Raw genomic sequence first — 19,332 nt, forward strand, 5'->3', positions numbered from 1 at the left:
TTTCTGTAAGTTCATTTTATAATACGAACATAAACTTTTCCTTCCTCTGTGTACATCACCCGTTCTTTCCGCTTTTTCGAATGATTGAACCGGTCGCTGATGCTCCGTACGCCTAAGGATGTAACATCTATTGCTGTTTCAGGACTTGTGGCGCCTGACTCTTTCAGTTTCTTTACCGCCAGCGCACCCTCCACATAGCTGATATCCGTATCGTAAAGATAACTAGCCGCGTATTCAATCGTCACGCAAAAGGCTTTTGCATCATAGACTTTCCCGCTTATCGAAGTAACCGTCTTGCCTTTTGCAAAGGCTTCCATTGCGTCCAGCGGATTAAACGCATTATGGATTACAGCCACAAGACGTTCTCCGTCCCTGATATACGTACAGGGCTCATAGGGATGGCAGGAAAGCAGGTAAGTTTTACCGTCCGCCGTAAAATACGGAGACGTGTCTTTCTGACCCAGCGTATAGCGTTCATCCTGATACACGATGATGTCTTTATCCGTGTTACGTACGTTCATTTTAATCCCCCAGTTCTCCCATGATGGCCCCGCCGATAATGAAAACGGCTCCTGCAATCTGCAGCAGGGTCATGTTTTCATTCAGCAGCATGGCAGAAAACAGTAAGGCCGATACCGGGTCGATGTAACTGATCAGCGCAACCGACTGGGCGGGCAAGCGCTGCATACTGGAAAAATATAGAAAATAAGCAAGCCCTGTATTCAAAAGGCCGATAGTCAGAAGATACGGAATATCGGTTGCCAGCGGGTACGAAAAACCCGAAGTAAAAAGAACATACAATAATACAACAACAAAAGCTACATCAAGTTCAATGGCAGCGGTCTGCAACCCGCCTGTGTTTTTGATGCGCTTGTTGAACACAATCAGAGCCGCATAAAACAATGCTGAGCCGATAGCCGTAACCAGACCTGCCATACTCAGTTTGCCGGCGGCAATACTTCCGGTAATACACAGTAAACCGACCGCAACGATTATAATGGCAGTCAGTTTCCGTTGTGTCAGCGCTTCACGGAAAAGCCACGGAGAAAACAACAACACCAGCATCGGGCCTGCATAATAAATCAAGGTAGCCAGGCTGACGTTCAGCATCCGGTACGCGGCAAACAGCGCCACCCAGTTTAAGCCAAGTGCGATACCGCCTGCCAGAAGATTGCGGAGTTCCGGTTTAATCCGGCTAAACGTAAAATCGTTTTGCAGCAGGACCATTGCAGACAACAAAATACCGCCGATCAGCGTTCTCACAAGAACAATCTGGCTGCTTTGCAGTGAAATATGCGACACAAGATATCCGTTCGTGCCAAACAACAGCATGGAAAGGACGTACATACCATAAAAAAAGCCTGAACTGTTATTCCCTTTATTATCTTTGGCAGTCACCGACTTCAAATCTTACTATCTCCTGTATATTGCTAGAGAACGGTTAAACGTTCCCTGACACTTGAATCTAACTCTTCTCCGATTTGCAAAGTTTATTTGAAAACGGAATTACTTTTCCCTGACAATGATCATTTCGGCAGATCCTTCTTCCAGAGAATTATAGTCGTCATAATGGATATGTTGTCCCGGTGCAGCATCTGCCAACGCTGTAAGCTGTTTTGCCAGAGAAAGCATCCCTTCCCTGTTTGCAGTTATAACCACAGCATCATGATCCACTTTCACGCGGATTTCGAATCCGTCTACCCATTCAATGTCCATACTATCACCTGCGTTTCCCCATTTAACTTACCGTTTATCTGTACGAAGCTAACTCTATGAGGTTTCCGTCCGGGTCACGCAGATACACACTGCGCATTTTCCCTTTTGCCCCGTTACGTTCCACAATCTCGGTAATAAGCGGCGCCTTTTTGCGCTTTAGTTCCCCGTAGATTACTTCTATGTCATCCTCTATTTCAAAACAAAGATCCAGACTGCCCGGGACCGGCTTGTCTGCAGCAGGCAGAAACTCGGCCGGGCGCGTGTGTATATTGATTTTGTGTCTGCCGAACCACAGGGAAAACCGTCCGTTTGTTTCCCGTTTTTCCATTCCTAATGTGTCCGTATAAAAATGAAGGCAGGCTTCCACATCAGTTGTCGTGAGAACAAAGTGATCAATGTCAGTTATCTTCATCGTTGTCGTTTAATACCTCTACAACCATCATTCTGAACTGTCGCATATTTTGCGATGGTTGAATCTCAATCTAACTCGTTCGCAATACTTCTTTTTCAATAATACTTGTTGTGAAGCATTTTAAAATCTACTCCGGTCACTTTAGTGACCGGACTTTTTTCGTAAACCCAGTCATAGAGCCACTTTTGAACCTGCTCTCTGTTATAAATATAGACAGTCTGTTTGTCTGTCTCCCAGTGACACTTCTTTCGTTCATTTTATTGCTTTGTTCGAGAGAGCTGCCACTGCGCCGGGCGGCCAAATACCCGAAATGGAATAAAACGGATAATTACAGAGCCGTAGCTGTGTTGAAGGACATTGAAGCGGTAGTCAGTTGCAAAAAGCACCGGTCAGCGTATAAACTAACTAATCAGTGTTTCTTACCTTTGCCTGTATTTACCGCAACGATTCATACAGAAAACTTGGTTTTACATATTTTACCTTTACCGGTTTGGAATGCATGGAACATTCCCCGGTCATATCGGTAAACTTGCCCGGCGTCATTTCACAGCAACGCTCTTCCCCGTTCCGGCTGACGGACGCAACCGTCTTGCCTGTCTGGCCGTTGACCATAACGTTCAGGCAAAGGCGTTTTTGTAAATCACGATATTCCAGATAATAAACAGGCATAGCAATGGTGCCGTTTTTATGTTTGATAAAATCATCGCCCCATTTCAGGATCCGGGGGGCTTTTACATCAAAGGTTTCACTGATTTCTTCCGTAAGGCGTTTCGCAAGCAGGGCTTGTCGCAGTTCCAACTCGTCGTTGTCATTCAGGGTTGCCATCAGACGGACATCCCCTTCCACATATTCGGGGACAAAGGGACCCGCCTTTTCAAAATTCCAGGGCTGGAGGCGGTCAAAGGTTTCCGCGTCCAGGCTGTTGAACAGGCTGACCCAGTTGAGCCATTCCACGTAAAGTTTGGACCGGCTGCCATTCATTGCAACTTCTAACAGAAACTTCCGGTCCCATAATCTTCCCGGTGCGTAAACAGCCAGTAATTTTTTCTGTCGCAGCAGGGCGTTTACCGGGAAACCGCCCTGTTCCAGATTATATCGTTCCGCAAGCCTGCGGATATAAACTTCCGCCTGCTCGGGGGTAACTTCGTAAGGAAGACACTGATCCGGCAGCATGCCTTCATATCCAATAATCCTTGCCACTTTGATATACCCGTGTTCTGCCGCATCTTCGAAAGAGTACTTGCTCCCACAATACCCGCATTCAAACATACTCATGACAGAGTTTCCGTGGACGGGCGCTCCGCAGGCCGGACAGGCAAAGGAAAACTCTTTTTTGGTTTTGAAAGTCACGAACGCACGCCGGTCAAACAGCTGCACCAGTTCGTCAAAGGTTCTCCATTTGCGTTTGGCAAGAAGCTCTTCTTTTACGGACACAGGCGTCAGGATAGCCACACGTTTCAAACTGAAATAGCCTTCTTCGGTAAATTCCAGTTTTCGGTGTTCGTGCTTCACGCGGGACTGCTGCATCCCATAGGCTGATACATTGCCACAGAACGGACAGCAAAATGCCTGCTTTGCCGGGTTCGGATACATGGGAGCGCCGCACACATCGCAGCGCAGAATGCCGACGGTAATCATTTCATCTTATGCCTCATGAAGATATTTCCACTGTTCTTCACTCAACTTGTCTACATCAAAGCCCATGGCCCGTAATTTGATCGTTGCCACTTCTTCGTCAAGTTCCGCCGGCAGCAGATACAGTTTGTTTTCCAGCTTGCCTTTATTCTCCAACACGTGACGCATGGCCAGGAACTGCATGGCGAAGCTCAGGTCCATAACTTCCGCCGGATGTCCGTCGCCGCAGGCCAGATTTACCAGACGGCCCTCGCCTAACAAATTCAGCTGATGACCGTTGGCCAGGGTGTATGCGGTAATATTCTGACGCGCTTCAAAGGGCGCTTTTACGCTCAGCGCTTCCAGGTCCGGTTTGTTGATCTCAACATCAAAATGTCCGGCATTGGCCAACAGCACGCCGTCTTTCATCACTTTCATGTGTTCTTTGCGGATGACATCCTTGCAACCCGTAACGGTGACAAAGATATCGCCTTTCTTCGCGGCTTCCGCCATGGGAAGGGTTTCAAACCCGTCAAATACCGCTTCAATGCCTTTGATGGGATCCACTTCCGTGACGATGACCCGGGCGCCCATGCCTTTGGCCCGCATGGCCACACCTTTGCCGCACCAGCCGTACCCGGCAACCACCACGGTCTTCCCTGCCACAATCAGGTTGCTGGTCCGCATGATGCCGTCCCACACACTCTGGCCGGTACCGTAGCGGTTGTCAAATAAATATTTGCAGTTGCTGTCGTTGACAGCAATCATGGGGAACGCAAGCTTCCCCGTTTCTGCCAGCGCACGCAGACGAATCACACCGGTGGTGGTCTCTTCGCTGCCGCCCCACAGTTCCGGAATCAGTTCCCGGCGCGTGGTGTGCAGTTTGTTCACCAGGTCGCCGCCGTCATCCACGATCAGCTGGGGATGGGTATCCAGCGCTTTATCCAGATACATGTCGTATTCTTCGTTGGTGCAGGCGTGGGTGGCGAATACGGTGATGCCGTTTGCCACCAGGGCAGCCGCCACATCGTCCTGTGTGGAAAGCGGATTACTGCCGGTAACCGTCACGTTGGCGCCGCAGTTTTTCAGCGTCAGCGCCAAATAGGCAGTCTTGGCTTCCAGATGAATCGTGACCACCATGTTGATGCCTTTGAATAATTGGGTGGGCGCATACTTTTCGTTAAAGTAATTCAGCAAAGGCATGTGGCCTTTCACCCAGTCGATTTTTTTCTGGCCGCTTTCTGCCAGTCTGATGTCGCGGATCATGCTTTCCATGTAAAGAGTTCCTCCCTGAGTACTTTCGTTTTTAATTCTTTGATAGATTTGCTGAAGGGCGGGCGCAGTACGCCGTATTCGGTGATGATGCCCGCAATCAGTTTGGCCGGCGTTACGTCGAAGGCCGGGTTAAACACATTGACATTTTTCGGTGCAGAGACTTTTCCCTGAAAACTTCTCACCTCGTTTGCATTGCGTTCCTCGATAGGAATCTGCGAACCATTCTTCAGTGAAAAGTCAAAGGTGCTGGCCGGCGCCGCAATGTAAAAAGGAATGCCGTGGGCTTTGGCTGCAAGTGCTACGCCGTATGTGCCGATTTTGTTGGCCGTGTCTCCGTTGGCGGCGATGCGGTCCGCCCCGGTGATCACAATATTGATGCCTTTGGTCTTCATGGACCAGGCCGCCATGTTGTCGGTAATGGTGGTGACGGGAATGTTGTCTTCCAGCAGTTCCCAGGCTGTGAGGCGCGAGCCCTGCAACAGGGGCCGGGTTTCATCCGAATACACCATTTTTACTTTCCCCTTTTCATGGGCGGAACGAATTACGCCCAAAGCGGTTCCCCAGCCACAGGTGGCCAACGCTCCCGCATTGCAGTGCGTTAAGATGACAGCCTCTTCCGGCACGACTTCCGCGCCATACTCACCCATCTTTCTGTTTTTGGCGATGTCCTGTTCGTAAACTTTGACTGCTAACTTTTCCAGTTCCGCATCTGTCTGCGGCAGGTCCAGTCCTGCTTCCGACATTTTGCAGGCGGCGTCGTACATCAGCTTCGTCGCCCAGGAAAGATTGACTGCGGTAGGACGAGACGCATCCAAATCGTTTCGGGTCTGCAAAAATTTTTTCAGTAACTGCTGCTGCAACTTTTTAGCGGCATGGTCATGACTTCCGTAAAGCATGGCAGCATAAGTTTGCAGCTGCATATTGGAGGTGTTTGCAGCATCCCTTTTTGTTTCGTACTTTTCTACAATCTTCCGCCAGGCCAGTACCATGGCGAACGCTGCCGCTGCCCCGATGGCCGGTGCGCCCCGCACTTCCAATTTTTGAATGGCTTTCCCCACACGCTGGTACGTGTCGCAGGAAATCCATTCCACGCTGACGGGCAGCTTCGTCTGGTCAAGCAGAATCAGCTTCCCGTTTTCCCATTTCATTGTTTCAACCATAGCAATCCCCATCTCTTCTATACTTTAGCGTAACGTATCCCGCTGGACCTGCAGGAGCGTCACAACATTTTATTCTTTCTCCGGATACAGCTTGAATCCGCCGAAATCTTTCATGCAATGCTTGCACAGGCAGATGTCTTTAACTTTTTTGTTGTAGCCGATGAAACCTAAAATCAGTTTTTCCATGTTCTTGATGCTCTGGGCCATGGCTTCCACCACTTCCTTGTGTGAGAGCGGCGTAGGCGAAATACCGGCGCCCATGTTGGTGACGATGGCTACGTTGGTGTAGCAGAGTTCCGCTTCCCGGGCCAGCGCCGCTTCCTGCGCGTTGGTCATGCCGATGACGTCGCCGCCCAGCATGGCGTAGGCGCGAACCTCGGCGGCGGTTTCAAAACGGGGGCCGTCGGTGCAGACATAGCAGCCTTTTTCATGGAAAGTGATGTCTGTCTTCTTTAAAATCGCAATGGCCTTCTGCCGCAGGGTTTCGCAGTACGGGTTGGTGAAATCCGCATGGGCCACACCGCGGATCGGGTTATCGTAAAAGGTGCTGATGCGGTTCTTGGTGAAGTCCATCAACTGGTCACAGACTACAAAGTGTCCCGCTTTCATGTTGGGGTTCAGGGAGCCGGTAGCAGACGTAGCAAACACTTCCGTGATGCCCAGGCTCTTCAGCGCCCAGATGTTGGCGCGGTAGTTGATCATGTGGGGCGCCACGGAATGATCCACCCCGTGCCGGGACAGGAACGCCACCAGGTTTCCGCTCATCTCGCCGATGTTGCACAGTGCTTTGCCATAAGGCGTTTCAATAATTTTTGTTTCAAAGCCCTTCAGGGTATCGGGATTTTCGATACCGGTTCCGCCCACAATACCGATTTTACGCATGTTGTTACCACCTTTCTGTTCATGAAGAATACCGCATTTTATCTAAGTTACGTTGTCCTATTATATTTTTCCTGCTCCAATGTCCTGCAAAGTTTTTGCGCAGTCAGTAGATTTTTCCTCGTCATCGCTCCCCTTCCCGTAAATTAAAACTTAATAAATCCGTAATATCTTCTATCCATCCATCCGGTTCAGCCGTTCCGGTAAATTTTTCTCTGGCAACCTGCGTGTATTTAACTGCGACGGTTTTGCACCCTGCCGCGCGTCCGCTCATGATATCGAAGGGCGCATCACCGACGCAAAGGGTTTCCTCCGGCCGTGTCCCTAACCTTTCCAACGCCATTCGGGTCGGTTCGGCGTCCGGCTTGGGATGTGTTACGATATCCGAACCGATTACCGTAACAAAAAACTTGTCAATGCCAAGGCAGCGGGCTCCCCGCAGACAGGTGGCGGTGGTTTTGCTGGTGACGACAGCCATGGGGATATGCATCTGCTGCAGTTGTTCCAACGTTTCCTTAACGTTTGGGAAAGGCCGGATCAGTTCGTCATGATGGAGTTCCTGATACGCCCGATACTCCTCGCAGATTCTGCTGCCTTTTTCTTTACCAAAAATTTTGGTCAGACACACGGTCAATGGCAGGCCGAAAGTTTCAATAAATGGCGCACGGTCGGCTTTCTTTCCCAAAATTTTTTCCGTGCTGTAATCATAACAGGCAAAAATCACCGGAAGCGTATTGGCCAGCGTGCCGTCAAAATCAAAAACAATTCCCTTGATCATATGTGTTTATTCCTAAGATTTTATTTATATTACTCCACAAATATCATACCACAAATCACGTCGTTCTTCTACTGATAAATACACAGGTTTTGCAAAATAAAAAAACGCAAAGGGAATGAATCATTCAAACCCTTTGCGTTATAATTGTTTGTTTACACAATATACTTCTTCACATACTTGCTGGTGTACAAATGCAGCAAAGCGTGATACTTCAGTTTAAACGTCAGTACGTCCCCTACTTCATAATTGTCCGAACCGTGCAGGTTGATAATCGTATGATCGCTGCTGGCGCCTATGATTTCGATATTTTTATCCAGCGGAATAAGATATTCATACGCTACGTCCTGTGTGCCGAAAGCAAGCAAGGCCCGCTTCATCATTCCTTGGTTTTTAAATTCCACATGTTGTCCGAAAGCGTTTCCGCCAATGGTTCCGACAGGTTGAGACGGTTTGTCTTTGATTTCGATAATTTGCGCTTTAAACAAAAACACGTCATCGTGGAGATATGCTAGCCTCCGGTTATCCACCGAATCAAAGCCCAACAGCCAGGCTTCGCCGAAACGGCCGTGGTTCACCCGCAGGGGCATGGTTTTGTTTTCAATCATTTCCATGGCCGCCGTACTCATGCCGGAAATATAAGGCAGCGTGACAGAAAATTTCTGTTCTATATGAGTTGCCACCTCTATAAGCCCCTGCATGTTGGCCGCATCCGTAATCACACCGCCGAAACAGCCCAGGTTCGTGCCCACACCAAGCAGTTCCAGATTTGAGGACTGGAGAACCATTGCGGCGGCTTCCTCAATCTCGTTAAGATATTTATAAAAAATGCCTTCCCGCAAATCCCCCATGTCGATGGCCAGTATAACACCATGCGTTTTATTCTGTCTCTTTGCTTCTTCCTGCAAAAGCAAAATCGTGTTGCACTCCGATTCAAAACTTACTTCCGACGAAGCAACCACTTCTTTAACCTCACAGGGTTGGGACAAACGGATTAAAAGTCTTGTCTTTTTCGTTTTCAGTTTTGCCAGATCTTCAATGCGGGAAGAAGCCAGCCAGTCGCAGGAACTGTCTTCCAGAATTTCCATGACGCCGTCGTCTGCGCAGAAGCCTTTGACGACAGAGCACATGATTTTATGATCCGCATGCAACATGCGGGCCACGGTTTCAATATTCTCTGACAGTTTGATCTTGTTGCATTCAACACAGGGGTACACGGGTTTCTCCTTTAACTCTGTTGTGTCTGTTCTGACATTGTTTTTTCTTAGTCGTATTGACGTTTGATAAACTCGTATTGATTCGTTTTTCCTTCAAGAAAAGCACTACTTTTCTAACGGGCTTTTCCTGCCCGCGTCGGACGACTTCCATTTCTATTTAAACGAAATCAGCACGAGTTTGGGATTGCCCGTCCAATGGTCCAGCAGCGCGATTGTGTTTCCGTCAATCTGACAGCCAAAGGTAGAGTTAATGCCTAATTCCTTAGGCGTGAAATTAGCTACGAGCTTTGCGTCCTTTCGGGAATAAATGTCCAATCCTTTGCTGTTCGAGCGCGCATGCACCATATAGTCATCCGTCAGATAAAAGCTGCCGAAATTAAAATCTTTGTTGGGACCATATGACCTGACCAGACGCATATCCAGTTCGTGTTCACGAACATAATGGTTATTGGGAGCCTCGCTCTTAACGCGCCCTTTGACCAAAGCGCGGTTGTCGTGTATGCTGAACCAGCCGCAGGTGGTATAGGGATCGTTCTGAGGCAGGTAGCCGCCGGCCTCTTTCGCATTGGGCACGGGGAAAATACCGTCCGATTTAGCCTGTGTCTTTAGGAAAGAGCCGCTGTTCGTCCAGGCAAGCGCGTTGTTTTTATCAGTAGTAGGCGTCAAATAACCCAGATTGGCGTAAATCTCTCCGATATCCTTATCTTTTTCCAACCCGTGCGTGCGGGTCTTGCCCTGAACTTGCTGGCGGAAAAACAAACGATTGCCTGCAACGCCGGTGATGAAGCTGACGTTCTTTGCCAGCGAGGGCTGGTCCACCACGAGTTTTTTATCTTTGAGGACGAGCTTCACCATATCCTTATTTTTGGAAACGGTATAGAACGCGCCGTCCAGATAACGCATCGGGGGCATGTAGGCACCATTGGACAAATCTTTAACAGCGCTTTCCAGTTTGAGGGCTTTGATGCTCACATTTTGATTTTTTAGTTCGGTGCCTTCTTTTTGAACCATTTCTACAATCGGAGGCACGGATTTCTTGGGAAGATCGGCTTTCTTATCATTTCCTCCTCCACTGCCGCCGCAGCCCGTAAGGTTGAGCGCCGCCACCAGGGCGAGCGTAAGTGCAAATATTTTTTTCGGCTTCATGTTTCACCCTCCTTATCGGTAATCTTCATTTTCTCTGTTACTGATCAGGCATTCGCATTTAAAAACAAAATCCAAAGAGTTTTTGTCATGCCTCCTTTTTCACACTGGAAGAACTGAAAGTTTAAACTGTTACTTTTTTATTATAGCACAAAAATTTCCCTCATGCTGAAGATGCTAAGGCGTAAGGAGAATTAAAAAAATTATTTCTTTTTAATTTATTATAGCCAAGCACGGGGTCGCTGCGTTTCGCATTATTATAAGTAAGCGCACACAGAAAATAAAAACCAGACAGTATGCGCTGTCCGGTTAAAACAAATATACTGACGATCAAAAATCCGTTCCCAGATTGATTTCAGAAATTTTATCCTCTTTGTCTACATAAAACGTTAACGTCTTCACGTCGTTGTTAAAGCCGTAAATATAGCCGATTCTTCCGTTATAGTTTTTAAATTTTTCTCCGGGTCCGAACTTTTTCACGACTGCCTGATACGGCATTCCCACCGAAAAACCGGACGGCGTGGTTATATTTTTATCTTTTACCATGTAGCCGACAACTGTTAACTTCTCATCCGGTGAAGTATCTTCCGCATAGGTTCTGCCGAATACTTTGAATAAAGGACTGTAAACGTAGGTTACAACGCGTACCCCTTCGCCCTTAAACTCGTCTTTGCTGGCAGGCTCACCGTAGACGGTTTTGACCTGGGCCAGTGTTGTTTTGGGTCCGATGCCCCGCAGGAACATTTCCGATTCGGGCATCGTATGGGCAAAACTGGTGGCGGAAAACAAGATGGAAAGCATGGTGAGTAGAAATAATACGATTCGTTTCAAAATACGAAACACCTCCCCAATGTGTAAAGTGTTAAGAACGGTCAATAACTAGCCAGCCCGTTAGCCGTAATAATTATTTCGTTCCGCATTTCTCGTGGGTAACCCACTTCTTGCCGTTTTCATCGTGACGCACATAGGTTTTGTCAAAGGGTACCAGGACCTTTTTCTCAACGTGCGGTTTCTTGTAAGAAGCCGGGTCCATACGCTTGGTATACGTGCTGGTTGCTTCGATGACGCAGTTGCCCTTGCATCCGCCGACCAGTACTTCGATATCATAATTTTCCGAGCCTTTGACTTCCCTGCCGTCATCCAGTTTAAACGTGGGTCTGTCATCGCTGGCCAGGGTCCGGTGGAAACCGGCCACTACTTCGCCGTAGGCAAGCAGGGCGCCTTTGCCTTCCTTGCCCTTGCCCGGATAGTCTTTGTAACTGTAACCGGTGCTGCCCCATTTCAGATGCGGATACGCGTCCTTCGACATTTTGTCATACTTGGCAACATGCGGAAGCTTCATTACTTCCTGCGCGTGTTTTACTGCCGGATCGACTTTTTTCTCCGGAGCCTTTTGTTTCTCGTCTTTTTTGACATTTGTAGTCTGCTTGTTTTCCGGTTTCGGCGCCGGTTTCTTTTCCTCGCCGCCGCATCCGGCAGCGCCACAGGCTACAAAAGCAGCTAACGTCAATGCCAACACTTTCTTTTTCATCATAATCAGGCCTCCTTACATAAATGTTTATATTAGCAAAAATTGCAGCTAACCTATTATCTGTTAAGGCAAAGTTTTAAACCCTGTGCATGGGTGCATGCATGCACAGATACATGGACTCACCTTACTTCACAATCAAATCCCCCGCCTCTACGGGCAGATACTTATTGGTAAACGCAAACTGGAAAGGATATCCTTCCTGCGCCGTGCCGTCATACTGCCAGACAAAAATAAAGCTGCTCTTACACAATGATCAGGGTATCTCCCGGATGAATACAGGAAGTGTTTTCCGCGACAGTCACGATGGCGTAATATCCTTCCCCGACGCTGTCAGCAGCTTCGCCGTTAGGTTGCTGCAACCATTTTATACGCATTAAATTACTGGAACCATTCTGTGCCACCTGGATCATATCGCCTTTGGACGCTTTGCCGTACAGTATCCTTCCTCTGATCTGGTATTCTGTTTTTCCGTTTCGTTTATTTTCATGCGTACTGCTTACAGATAAAACGGCTTCGCAGCTTCCGTACTGCTCTTCCAATTCTTTCCGTTTTGTTTTAACGTCTGCTAAAGCCTGTTTGTATTCCGCCAGTGTAATTGTATTCAGTGTGTCATTGTAAACATCTTCGTATTCGCCGTCGCCGGCGTATTTTCTCGAATACTGAACCGGATACAGGAGGCGGACTTTTTCCGCACACTCTTCGCAGATTTTTTGGTTATCTTTTAACAAAACAAATTTAGGAATTTCATCCTTAACCGACCGTTTGATATCGCCCCAAAGGGAACCGGTGGATTTCTCGGACACGTTGGCTCCGCAGACGGGACAGGTGTCCTGTTCCTTGCGTTTTTCATTGGCCGCTTTTTGTTTATCAGCCAGGGCAATCAGGGCGGACAGTTCTTTCAGCGTTGTATCTTCCAGCACTTTATCGGTTTCACCGTTTTCTTCCAGCTCATTAAACGTATGGAAGCATTCATCGCAGATGTACCCGTCTTTCACTTCCACCGTCAGTAACTTCGGCATTTTTCCGCCGCAGATGGGACAGGCTTTCGGTTTTTCCGCTTTGGCTGCTTTATCGGAGGCTATTTCACCTTTTTTGGCCAGTACGGCTGCTTTGATGGGAGCGATATAAAATTCCTTATCTTCATCCATTCTGCCCATCTCAAAGTCATCCATCACCAGTTCCCAGCAGTCCATGCAGATGATGCCGTCGTGAACATTCATGCCCCTGCCTGTAAAACTGTTACCGCAGACCGGGCAGATCCGTTTTTCTTCCGGTTTCTTTTCTTCTTTTTTCTTGCCAAATATACTGTCGAAAAATCCCATAAGAAGCACCTCCTTACAATTCCAGTTTAAGCACGCGATGGTTCTTCATGTCGGGAATAAACAATGCCTTGTCTGTCAGTGTGAGGTCTGCCGGGTCCAGTCCTTCCGCTTCGTAAATCGTTCGCATTTCTTTTGTTCCGATATCGACAACGAGGATGGCTCCCGTCTTTACCCGGTGGTCTGCTACATACAGCGCGTAATTGTCTTCCGAAAGTGTTATGCCCTCATAATAAACAGAGACGTTTTTATCGGCAGCGGGATTGCCGGAATATACCTTTTTGCTGATAAATTTTTCCGCCTGCGGATGATGCAGGTCTGTGACCCGGTAAATTACGTTTTCCATATCTGCTTCTTCTGTATCCGGGCCGTTTTCAGGAGGGGCCGTGATATACATGACACCGTTACCCACTGCCATACATTTTACGCCCTGGAGCTCAAACCATTTTTTCGGCTGCACCCGGTTCATATTTTCCGGATGGGTGATATCAAGGGTAAAAATCTGCCCCACGTTGTCCGAAGAAACGTAAAGTGTGTTCCCATCAATAGCAGCCGCTTTCAGCCAATAAGGTTTAGGAAATGTGATAGTCTGGGGCGCTTTTTCCGGCTGCTGCAAATTGTAAACGCGAAGATGGTCGCCGTCGCAGACAAACAGGTAATCGTCCTTAACCGCCATGCCTGACGGGTAATGCAGCACACCGGGTGGAATCAGTGTTTTGGTCTGCCCGTTTTTCCGGTACAGAATATAGCCTTTGATTTCGTCGATGCCGGGCATTTTATGTTGGGAACCGTAATTGGCGATCAGCACACCTCCGTCATAGGGGCGTACACATTCCGAAAACCGTATTCCATCCCGGATTTCGGAGGTGTCCGGCATTACGGCCGCGTGAGACGGCAACGGAAAGATAAAACAGCACGCAACGAGTAAAAAGGAAAGTAATAATTTTTTCACAATTGCAGAGCCTCCCTGTTCAAGCACATATCTGTTTTACGTGGCAAAAGAATTATGCATCAGATGCAAAATGATTTCCTGGCAATTTCCATCAGCCTACTCCGCCCTGGTTGTTAAAAATTAACATGGCTTCGCCGTTTGGTTTGATTCTGTAAATCTGATTAAAGTCCCGGCTGACTAAAAAAGTCTGTATCAGTTTATTGCCATCATAGGCTTTCAATTCAAAATATTCTTTCGGTGCAATAGGAGGCCGGATTGCCTGGATGCCCGGATAGCTGATCTTCCTCACGTCAGCAATATAATCATCTTCATAACGGTAATCACGGCCCGGTTCCAGCCCGGTCAGCTTCGGGTTCTGCTGCCGTACCCAGGCGATGGCCATAAATACGGACGGAGAATTATGAACGCTCTCAAACACATAGGTTCCGGCCAGATCCGGATCGGTACGCATGGCCCGGACTTTGGCTCCGTCAAAATACTGGGGCTCTAATGTGATGGCCTTATTGCTGATCCTCGCGTCATATACCACATGGGTCATGAGAGGCAAAACTTTTGGATCCGGCGTCGGATTTCGTTTATCGGTATAACCGTGGGTCAGAATTACTTCAGGCGAACTCATAGGTATGTACATGTGGCCTGCGATATAAATCCGGGGCGCCATGTCAGAACCTTCATAACTGTCTCCTTCATAGTTACGGCTTTCCACACCCACAAGAACAGCAGGATTATTATTAAAACCTTTCACAACAACTACATCAATCCGTCCATTGGGAATCCCGCTTGCTGTTTTACGCAAGTAGACACCGGATGCCGGCGGCCAGTCCCCGTCAATTGCTTTTGGCTCTGCATTGGCCAACCCGCTGCTGAAAATCATTGTCAGAAAAAGACTTGCGCATAATAACAATTTCCAAAATCTGTTCATAGTGTTCTCGCCTCCTGTCAGTTACTTATTATGCTTTATAAAATTTATTTTGGTTGCTTTATTAAAAAACAGTTCCTGCACGAAATCCCTGTCGCTATTTCTATAAAACCTGATAATCCGCAATGACCCAGTCGTGTTCCCAAAGGTTCAGTTCCGAGTCGCAGTATTCGCATTTGCCGCCATTAAGCAGTGAGATGCTGGCCCCGCAGTTTTTGCATTTCAGAACAGACGGACCGCACACCGCCTGGGTCTTGCAGGCTGCGCTTTTAATCAGCTGCAGTTCCACGGTCTCGGTTGTTTCCCTGCAGCTGTTGCCGGTTACCCTCGTCAGGTTGGCGATAGCTTTCATGTGGATGTGCTGGCTTTTCTCATCGCAGTGAAAATCCAGCAGAGACATTTCGGTCACATCCATATCAGCCACGTCGTTATAATACTCCAAATAGGGAGAAAGCTCCACAGTGGCAAAGGCGTGGGCCTGGGAGCCGGTGGATGCATAATGGATCGCCGCCAGCTTGTTCTGGATATTGCTGAAAAAATTTTCCAGAGAAAAACGTTTGTCAAAGGCGCGGATTTCTTTTTCCAGTACCTCGTTCTTCGATTCGCGCTGTTTCAGTTCATCCAGTTTTTTCTTGGACCGGTAGGTTAAGGACTGTTTTAACTGCAGCACGGGAAATAAGGTCACCCAAAAACCGTATTTTACAATGTAGCCCATCAATGCAGCGCAGAACACCGCTGTGAAGAACGTGGCCGTGAGACGCATAAACAGTCCTGCATCCAGGTCGTCCATTACAAAGAGGCCATAAATCATGCACACAATAAAGACAGGCACGGCTCCCAGCAAAAACGCTCGGGTGCCGTAATGCTCCCGGGCATCCGTGTACTTATCATAGGCAACCTGGTAATCCTGACGGAGACCGAAGCTGCTGACCCGGTTGCCCAGGTCTTCCACCGTGAATTTCGTGCCGCAGTAATCGCAGCCGTCCAGCAGGTTTTCCCGGGTGGTGGGGTTGCCGCAGTTGGGACAGATGATACTGTTCTCTTTTGTCGCCTGCTTGGCATTCAGAATAGTGTAATGAGCCAGCTCGCTGTCCTTTTTCTCATGGATCGTCCTGTGGTCTCTTTTATAGATGCGGGAAGCTTCAATGCGTTCCTTCGCGTCAGTAATCATATACTTGCCGTCGAAGTGTTTGTTTTTGGTGACCGATACCCCACCATACCGTTTTCGCACCGCATCGAAATCCATGGTGACGCCCAGCTGTTCCATGCGGCGTTTCTGCAGATACAGAATGTGCCAATACAGTTGCGTTGCGGTGTTTTGGAGCGGACTGTTCTCCGGCAGTCCCGGCCTGTCGAAAAATTCCCGCAGGCTGTTCCGGAAATCCGTAATCAGACGTTCCGTAGCATCGCTGTCTTGCTTTCCCGTCTGATCTTCTTTCACCAGTCCGGTCAATTCGTTTTTCAGCGTATAATGTTTGTCAGTCCAGGCCGGTAATACCAGTGCGTAAAAAATCAAAAAGGATCCAAGTACCAGAAGCAGGCCCAGCAACGCACAGGCAATAAATTCAAAGGAGAAGTAGGAAGTCGAGTTATGAACCGCCGTATCCACTAAACCGCCGCCAATAAAGAACGTTACTAAAAAAATGCCTAACGATCCAAACCGGGTCTCCACGTTTCCTCAACTCCTTCCTGAACGTTCAGTATGGTACTATACACTTTCACTGCATCTTCAAAAAAAGCGTTCAGCAAGATGTGTGTATTGGTCTGTATCCTTCCGATATTTTATCCTTTTGAGCCGTCGATATTATAAATCATAACGGAATTGCCGTTGCTATCGAAGCGGTACACCGCGCTCAGATCCTGAGGCACAATAAACGTGCGGATCGGCGCGCCGTTCCGGAACACTTTAACGGCAAAGCCGGAATCGCCGATCAGATTTTTGTAAGGGGCTGCTTCACTGCCTGTAATGGCTTGCGGTTTAATTTGCAGATTCTTATCAAAGAAATCGGTTTTTGTTTCACTTTGATGCAGGTTTTCGATTAATGCGTATGCGGCGTATTCATCATTGGTTCCCTGTGCCATTTTGTTCAGTACATATTCGCCCCGGATGTCCGGGAGACCTTCTGCCTTATTTCCGGGGTAATCAATGATGATCCGGTCCTTTAACGATTTAACGCCGCTGTTATGCAAAAAGACTTTTTGGTTTGGCAGCGCTTCCAGGATTCCGTTTCCCCTGTACATGCCAATCGTTTTTGCACCAATAATAAAACGTACTGCCAGACCCATCTGCGCAGGCTGCATGGAACCGCCCAGCCAGATGCCGGGGTTGGTATCCAGCGCTTCCCAGCCGTGTTCATCGTTGGGGCCGTTATACTCGCAGGCGTGCAGATTGATTACCGGCCATTGATCCGGCAATACTGTTACGTTGAGATAAGCGTTGCACAGGCCGTTGGGATTTTTCCGTTCATAACGTCCGGGTGCAGGCGGCCACACTTCACCTTTGTTCTGATAGCATTCTGCTATGGGCCGGTTCTGTGCTTTATTTACTGTTGCTTTTGGCCTTTGCGCGTCTTTGTTAATAGCGGGCGCAGCGGTTACCGGTTCTGAAATACAAAACAACATAATTGCAAAGCAAAAAGCCGCCAATAAAAGTTGCAAACTTTTTTTCATTGAAAAAATCCTCCTCTATTTCGGAATCTCACCTTCACAGGGAATGCCATCCTTAACAATGAGCCACAGCCCCAGGCCGGTAAGTTTAAAAATATGCCTGCCGTTCAGGGCTACACAGTAATCGTAATGTTTTCTGTCCTCCGTAAAGATTTCGATCGCCCAGCTCTGTGTATTGTCGTAAGCACTGTCTGCAAATGTATTCATTTTTGTTTCAACGACTTTCCGGGGATCGAAGCCGGCCTTCTTTGCGTTGCCAGGAAGATTTTCCACCCGATACAGCGCCAGCGTCCGGTTGATGACAGGAGGTTTCTGATCCGTTTGCTTATATCTGTAAATCCCCGTCAGTTCAATAAATTCGGTAAATCCGGTTTTATCTTTTTTTACCTGGGTAATGTGTATCTCATCCCCTGCGATTTCCGCATGGTATATAATTTTAACCGGTGCTTTGTGATGGAGTTGTAATTCCATGGGATGCGAAAAGTCAACAGAACCTGCGTCCATAATCCCGCGCTTTCCTTCCTGACGGAAAACGCCGGCCAGTGTGCAACACTGCCCTTCCCGGTTAAAAGCGTCTTTATTCTTCAGTCCGTACCCATTTCTTCCTTCCAACGAAAAATATACCGTGCCGTCCGGTTCCCGGAACAGTGTAAGAACCCGGGTCCCTATACCGGGATACGAAACACAGTGGTACTCACCTGCTTTCACAGGCTGTATCTCTTCCGGAGCGGCGTGAACGATCAGAGGTGAGATGATCAGTAAAAACAAACCAATTATAATCGAAAAAAACGATTCTCTCTTTATCATCCTGCCTTCCACCTCCCCAAAAAACAATGAATACGTTTATAACCAAAGCGCTTCATGACGATTATTCGTTTAGTCAGTCGCAAAAAGCATCTGTCAGCGTGTGGACAAACTAATCAGCGTTTCCTTAATTATTATAGCATACATTACAGGAAAATATGCGAATTTGTGGCAATTCATTTCAACGAAAACATTTAGTCAGATAGAAAAAGTTAACGTCAGTTCGCTACAAAAAATGGAGAGGAAACTCATTTCCTCTCCATGCAAAACGTCTGTTATGAAATTATTTATAAGTCTGTTTGTAAAGTTCTTCCAGCTTGCCCTTTTCACCGGTTTCCTTGGTTACATGGTATTTAACCACGCGAACGCTGCGCAGTTTTTCCGTTTTCCCGTCGGTGGTCATTTCGATGTGGGCAAAGTGCTGTTCGTTAATCTTTTTGCCTTTGTCATTTTCAAACTGGCTGTCGTGATGCCCATCCAGTTCCGCAGTCCAGCGATAGGTATAAACCTGCGCGCCTTTCCTTTGAGGGGCGCTATTGAATGTCCAAATCCCGGCACGATGTTTCTTGGGATCTTTTTCTGCAATCTTAATGGGTTTTGCCTGTTTTTCAAATTCTTTAATGACTTCGTCTGTCATGGGCGGCAGTTTGTTCACATCGTCCAGATGCAACGCATACCTGTACATACTGGATTTGGGAACCGGTTTAACTTTTGCCTGTTTCACTTCCGGAGCCTTATCCTGTTTCTGCGTCGTAGTTGTGGTGGCAGGTTTCGGGTCTTCTTTCTTTTTGTCGCCGCCGCCACAGCCCATAGTAGCAAATAACGATACAACAACAGCACCGGCCAACAAGCCTTTGGTTATTTTGTTCATGTTGAATCATCCTCCTTAGCCTTTACTAGTTCTTAATTTGACGCCATTAAGAATATACATATTTTACCATTTCACTCG

At 47.8% G+C, this 19,332-nt stretch carries 21 protein-coding genes; all 21 read right to left on the reverse strand.

The window, feature by feature from the left end:
* Window positions 1–11: 11 nt before the first annotated feature.
* A complete protein-coding gene (locus QZV31_RS02470) occupies window positions 12–521 on the reverse strand; it encodes a hypothetical protein (RefSeq protein ID WP_295357640.1) in 510 nt (169 codons plus the stop codon).
* A gap of 1 nt (window position 522) precedes the next feature.
* Window positions 523–1,398, reverse strand: coding sequence for a DMT family transporter (locus QZV31_RS02475; protein ID WP_295357848.1), 876 nt, complete (start codon window positions 1,396–1,398; stop codon window positions 523–525).
* Between the two features lie 108 nt (window positions 1,399–1,506).
* Window positions 1,507–1,716 (reverse strand): hypothetical protein, encoded by a 210-nt coding sequence (locus tag QZV31_RS02480; protein ID WP_295357642.1) that lies wholly within the window; start codon window positions 1,714–1,716, stop codon window positions 1,507–1,509.
* Window positions 1,717–1,750: 34 nt separating this feature from the next.
* Window positions 1,751–2,128, reverse strand: a complete 378-nt coding sequence (locus QZV31_RS02485; protein WP_295357644.1) for a VOC family protein — start codon at window positions 2,126–2,128, stop codon at window positions 1,751–1,753.
* Window positions 2,129–2,563: 435 nt separating this feature from the next.
* Entirely contained in the window at window positions 2,564–3,766 is a 1,203-nt protein-coding gene (locus tag QZV31_RS02490) for a hypothetical protein (protein WP_295357647.1), read from the reverse strand.
* Window positions 3,767–3,772: 6 nt separating this feature from the next.
* Window positions 3,773–5,017, reverse strand: a complete 1,245-nt coding sequence (locus QZV31_RS02495) for an adenosylhomocysteinase (protein WP_295357650.1) — start codon at window positions 5,015–5,017, stop codon at window positions 3,773–3,775.
* Entirely contained in the window at window positions 5,005–6,177 is a 1,173-nt protein-coding gene (gene mtnA, locus QZV31_RS02500) for an S-methyl-5-thioribose-1-phosphate isomerase (protein ID WP_295357654.1), read from the reverse strand. Before mtnA ends, QZV31_RS02495 begins: the two co-directional genes overlap by 13 nt.
* Window positions 6,178–6,246: 69 nt before the next feature.
* Window positions 6,247–7,059, reverse strand: coding sequence for an S-methyl-5'-thioadenosine phosphorylase (mtnP, locus tag QZV31_RS02505; RefSeq protein WP_093729655.1), 813 nt, complete (start codon window positions 7,057–7,059; stop codon window positions 6,247–6,249).
* Window positions 7,060–7,180: 121 nt separating this feature from the next.
* Window positions 7,181–7,834, reverse strand: coding sequence for an HAD-IA family hydrolase (locus QZV31_RS02510; protein ID WP_295357658.1), 654 nt, complete (start codon window positions 7,832–7,834; stop codon window positions 7,181–7,183).
* Between the two features lie 152 nt (window positions 7,835–7,986).
* Window positions 7,987–9,048, reverse strand: coding sequence for an alanine racemase (locus QZV31_RS02515; protein ID WP_295357661.1), 1,062 nt, complete (start codon window positions 9,046–9,048; stop codon window positions 7,987–7,989).
* A 153-nt stretch (window positions 9,049–9,201) separates the two neighbouring features.
* Window positions 9,202–10,194 (reverse strand): hypothetical protein, encoded by a 993-nt coding sequence (locus tag QZV31_RS02520; protein ID WP_295357664.1) that lies wholly within the window; start codon window positions 10,192–10,194, stop codon window positions 9,202–9,204.
* A gap of 327 nt (window positions 10,195–10,521) precedes the next feature.
* On the reverse strand, window positions 10,522–11,022 hold the full coding sequence (locus QZV31_RS02525; RefSeq protein WP_295357666.1) for a hypothetical protein: 501 nt from the start codon (window positions 11,020–11,022) through the stop codon (window positions 10,522–10,524).
* Window positions 11,023–11,095: 73 nt separating this feature from the next.
* Window positions 11,096–11,725: a hypothetical protein gene (locus tag QZV31_RS02530; protein WP_295357669.1), complete on the reverse strand. Its 630-nt coding sequence runs from the start codon at window positions 11,723–11,725 to the stop codon at window positions 11,096–11,098.
* A 121-nt stretch (window positions 11,726–11,846) separates the two neighbouring features.
* Window positions 11,847–11,972 (reverse strand): hypothetical protein, encoded by a 126-nt coding sequence (locus QZV31_RS02535; protein WP_295357672.1) that lies wholly within the window; start codon window positions 11,970–11,972, stop codon window positions 11,847–11,849.
* Window positions 11,965–13,044: a DUF4428 domain-containing protein gene (locus QZV31_RS02540; protein ID WP_295357674.1), complete on the reverse strand. Its 1,080-nt coding sequence runs from the start codon at window positions 13,042–13,044 to the stop codon at window positions 11,965–11,967. Before QZV31_RS02540 ends, QZV31_RS02535 begins: the two co-directional genes overlap by 8 nt.
* A 13-nt stretch (window positions 13,045–13,057) precedes the next feature.
* A complete protein-coding gene (locus tag QZV31_RS02545) occupies window positions 13,058–13,993 on the reverse strand; it encodes a hypothetical protein (RefSeq protein WP_295357677.1) in 936 nt (311 codons plus the stop codon).
* A 91-nt stretch (window positions 13,994–14,084) separates the two neighbouring features.
* The gene (locus QZV31_RS02550; RefSeq protein WP_093729662.1) at window positions 14,085–14,915 is read right to left on the reverse strand and encodes a hypothetical protein; all 831 of its coding nucleotides are present in this window, start codon (window positions 14,913–14,915) and stop codon (window positions 14,085–14,087) included.
* Window positions 14,916–15,015: 100 nt separating this feature from the next.
* Window positions 15,016–16,584: a hypothetical protein gene (locus QZV31_RS02555; RefSeq protein ID WP_295357680.1), complete on the reverse strand. Its 1,569-nt coding sequence runs from the start codon at window positions 16,582–16,584 to the stop codon at window positions 15,016–15,018.
* 110 nt (window positions 16,585–16,694) lie between these two features.
* On the reverse strand, window positions 16,695–17,582 hold the full coding sequence (locus QZV31_RS02560; protein ID WP_295357683.1) for a hypothetical protein: 888 nt from the start codon (window positions 17,580–17,582) through the stop codon (window positions 16,695–16,697).
* Between the two features lie 15 nt (window positions 17,583–17,597).
* Window positions 17,598–18,386, reverse strand: coding sequence for a hypothetical protein (locus QZV31_RS02565; RefSeq protein WP_295357686.1), 789 nt, complete (start codon window positions 18,384–18,386; stop codon window positions 17,598–17,600).
* A 280-nt stretch (window positions 18,387–18,666) separates the two neighbouring features.
* The gene (locus QZV31_RS02570) at window positions 18,667–19,254 is read right to left on the reverse strand and encodes a hypothetical protein (RefSeq protein WP_295357689.1); all 588 of its coding nucleotides are present in this window, start codon (window positions 19,252–19,254) and stop codon (window positions 18,667–18,669) included.
* Window positions 19,255–19,332: the final 78 nt, after the last annotated feature.

Origin of the sequence: uncultured Succiniclasticum sp. (genome assembly GCF_902793885.1) — a bacterium.
Taxonomy (GTDB): Bacteria; Bacillota; Negativicutes; order Acidaminococcales; family Acidaminococcaceae; genus Succiniclasticum.

Excerpts from the sequence above, each read along its gene's own strand:
- QZV31_RS02540 (WP_295357674.1), bottom strand. The coding sequence starts at position 13,044 with ATGGGATTTTTCGACAGTATATTTGGCAAGAAAAAAGAAGAAAAGAAA.
- QZV31_RS02520 (WP_295357664.1), bottom strand. The coding sequence starts at position 10,194 with ATGAAGCCGAAAAAAATATTTGCACTTACGCTCGCCCTGGTGGCGGCG.
- mtnP (WP_093729655.1), bottom strand. The coding sequence starts at position 7,059 with ATGCGTAAAATCGGTATTGTGGGCGGAACCGGTATCGAAAATCCCGAT.
- QZV31_RS02530 (WP_295357669.1), bottom strand. The coding sequence starts at position 11,725 with ATGATGAAAAAGAAAGTGTTGGCATTGACGTTAGCTGCTTTTGTAGCC.
- QZV31_RS02565 (WP_295357686.1), bottom strand. The coding sequence starts at position 18,386 with ATGATAAAGAGAGAATCGTTTTTTTCGATTATAATTGGTTTGTTTTTA.
- QZV31_RS02490 (WP_295357647.1), bottom strand. The coding sequence starts at position 3,766 with ATGATTACCGTCGGCATTCTGCGCTGCGATGTGTGCGGCGCTCCCATG.
- QZV31_RS02560 (WP_295357683.1), bottom strand. The coding sequence starts at position 17,582 with ATGAAAAAAAGTTTGCAACTTTTATTGGCGGCTTTTTGCTTTGCAATT.
- QZV31_RS02470 (WP_295357640.1), bottom strand. The coding sequence starts at position 521 with ATGAACGTACGTAACACGGATAAAGACATCATCGTGTATCAGGATGAA.
- QZV31_RS02485 (WP_295357644.1), bottom strand. The coding sequence starts at position 2,128 with ATGAAGATAACTGACATTGATCACTTTGTTCTCACGACAACTGATGTG.
- QZV31_RS02495 (WP_295357650.1), bottom strand. The coding sequence starts at position 5,017 with ATGGAAAGCATGATCCGCGACATCAGACTGGCAGAAAGCGGCCAGAAA.
- mtnA (WP_295357654.1), bottom strand. The coding sequence starts at position 6,177 with ATGGTTGAAACAATGAAATGGGAAAACGGGAAGCTGATTCTGCTTGAC.
- QZV31_RS02550 (WP_093729662.1), bottom strand. The coding sequence starts at position 14,915 with ATGAACAGATTTTGGAAATTGTTATTATGCGCAAGTCTTTTTCTGACA.
- QZV31_RS02480 (WP_295357642.1), bottom strand. The coding sequence starts at position 1,716 with ATGGACATTGAATGGGTAGACGGATTCGAAATCCGCGTGAAAGTGGAT.
- QZV31_RS02570 (WP_295357689.1), bottom strand. The coding sequence starts at position 19,254 with ATGAACAAAATAACCAAAGGCTTGTTGGCCGGTGCTGTTGTTGTATCG.
- QZV31_RS02510 (WP_295357658.1), bottom strand. The coding sequence starts at position 7,834 with ATGATCAAGGGAATTGTTTTTGATTTTGACGGCACGCTGGCCAATACG.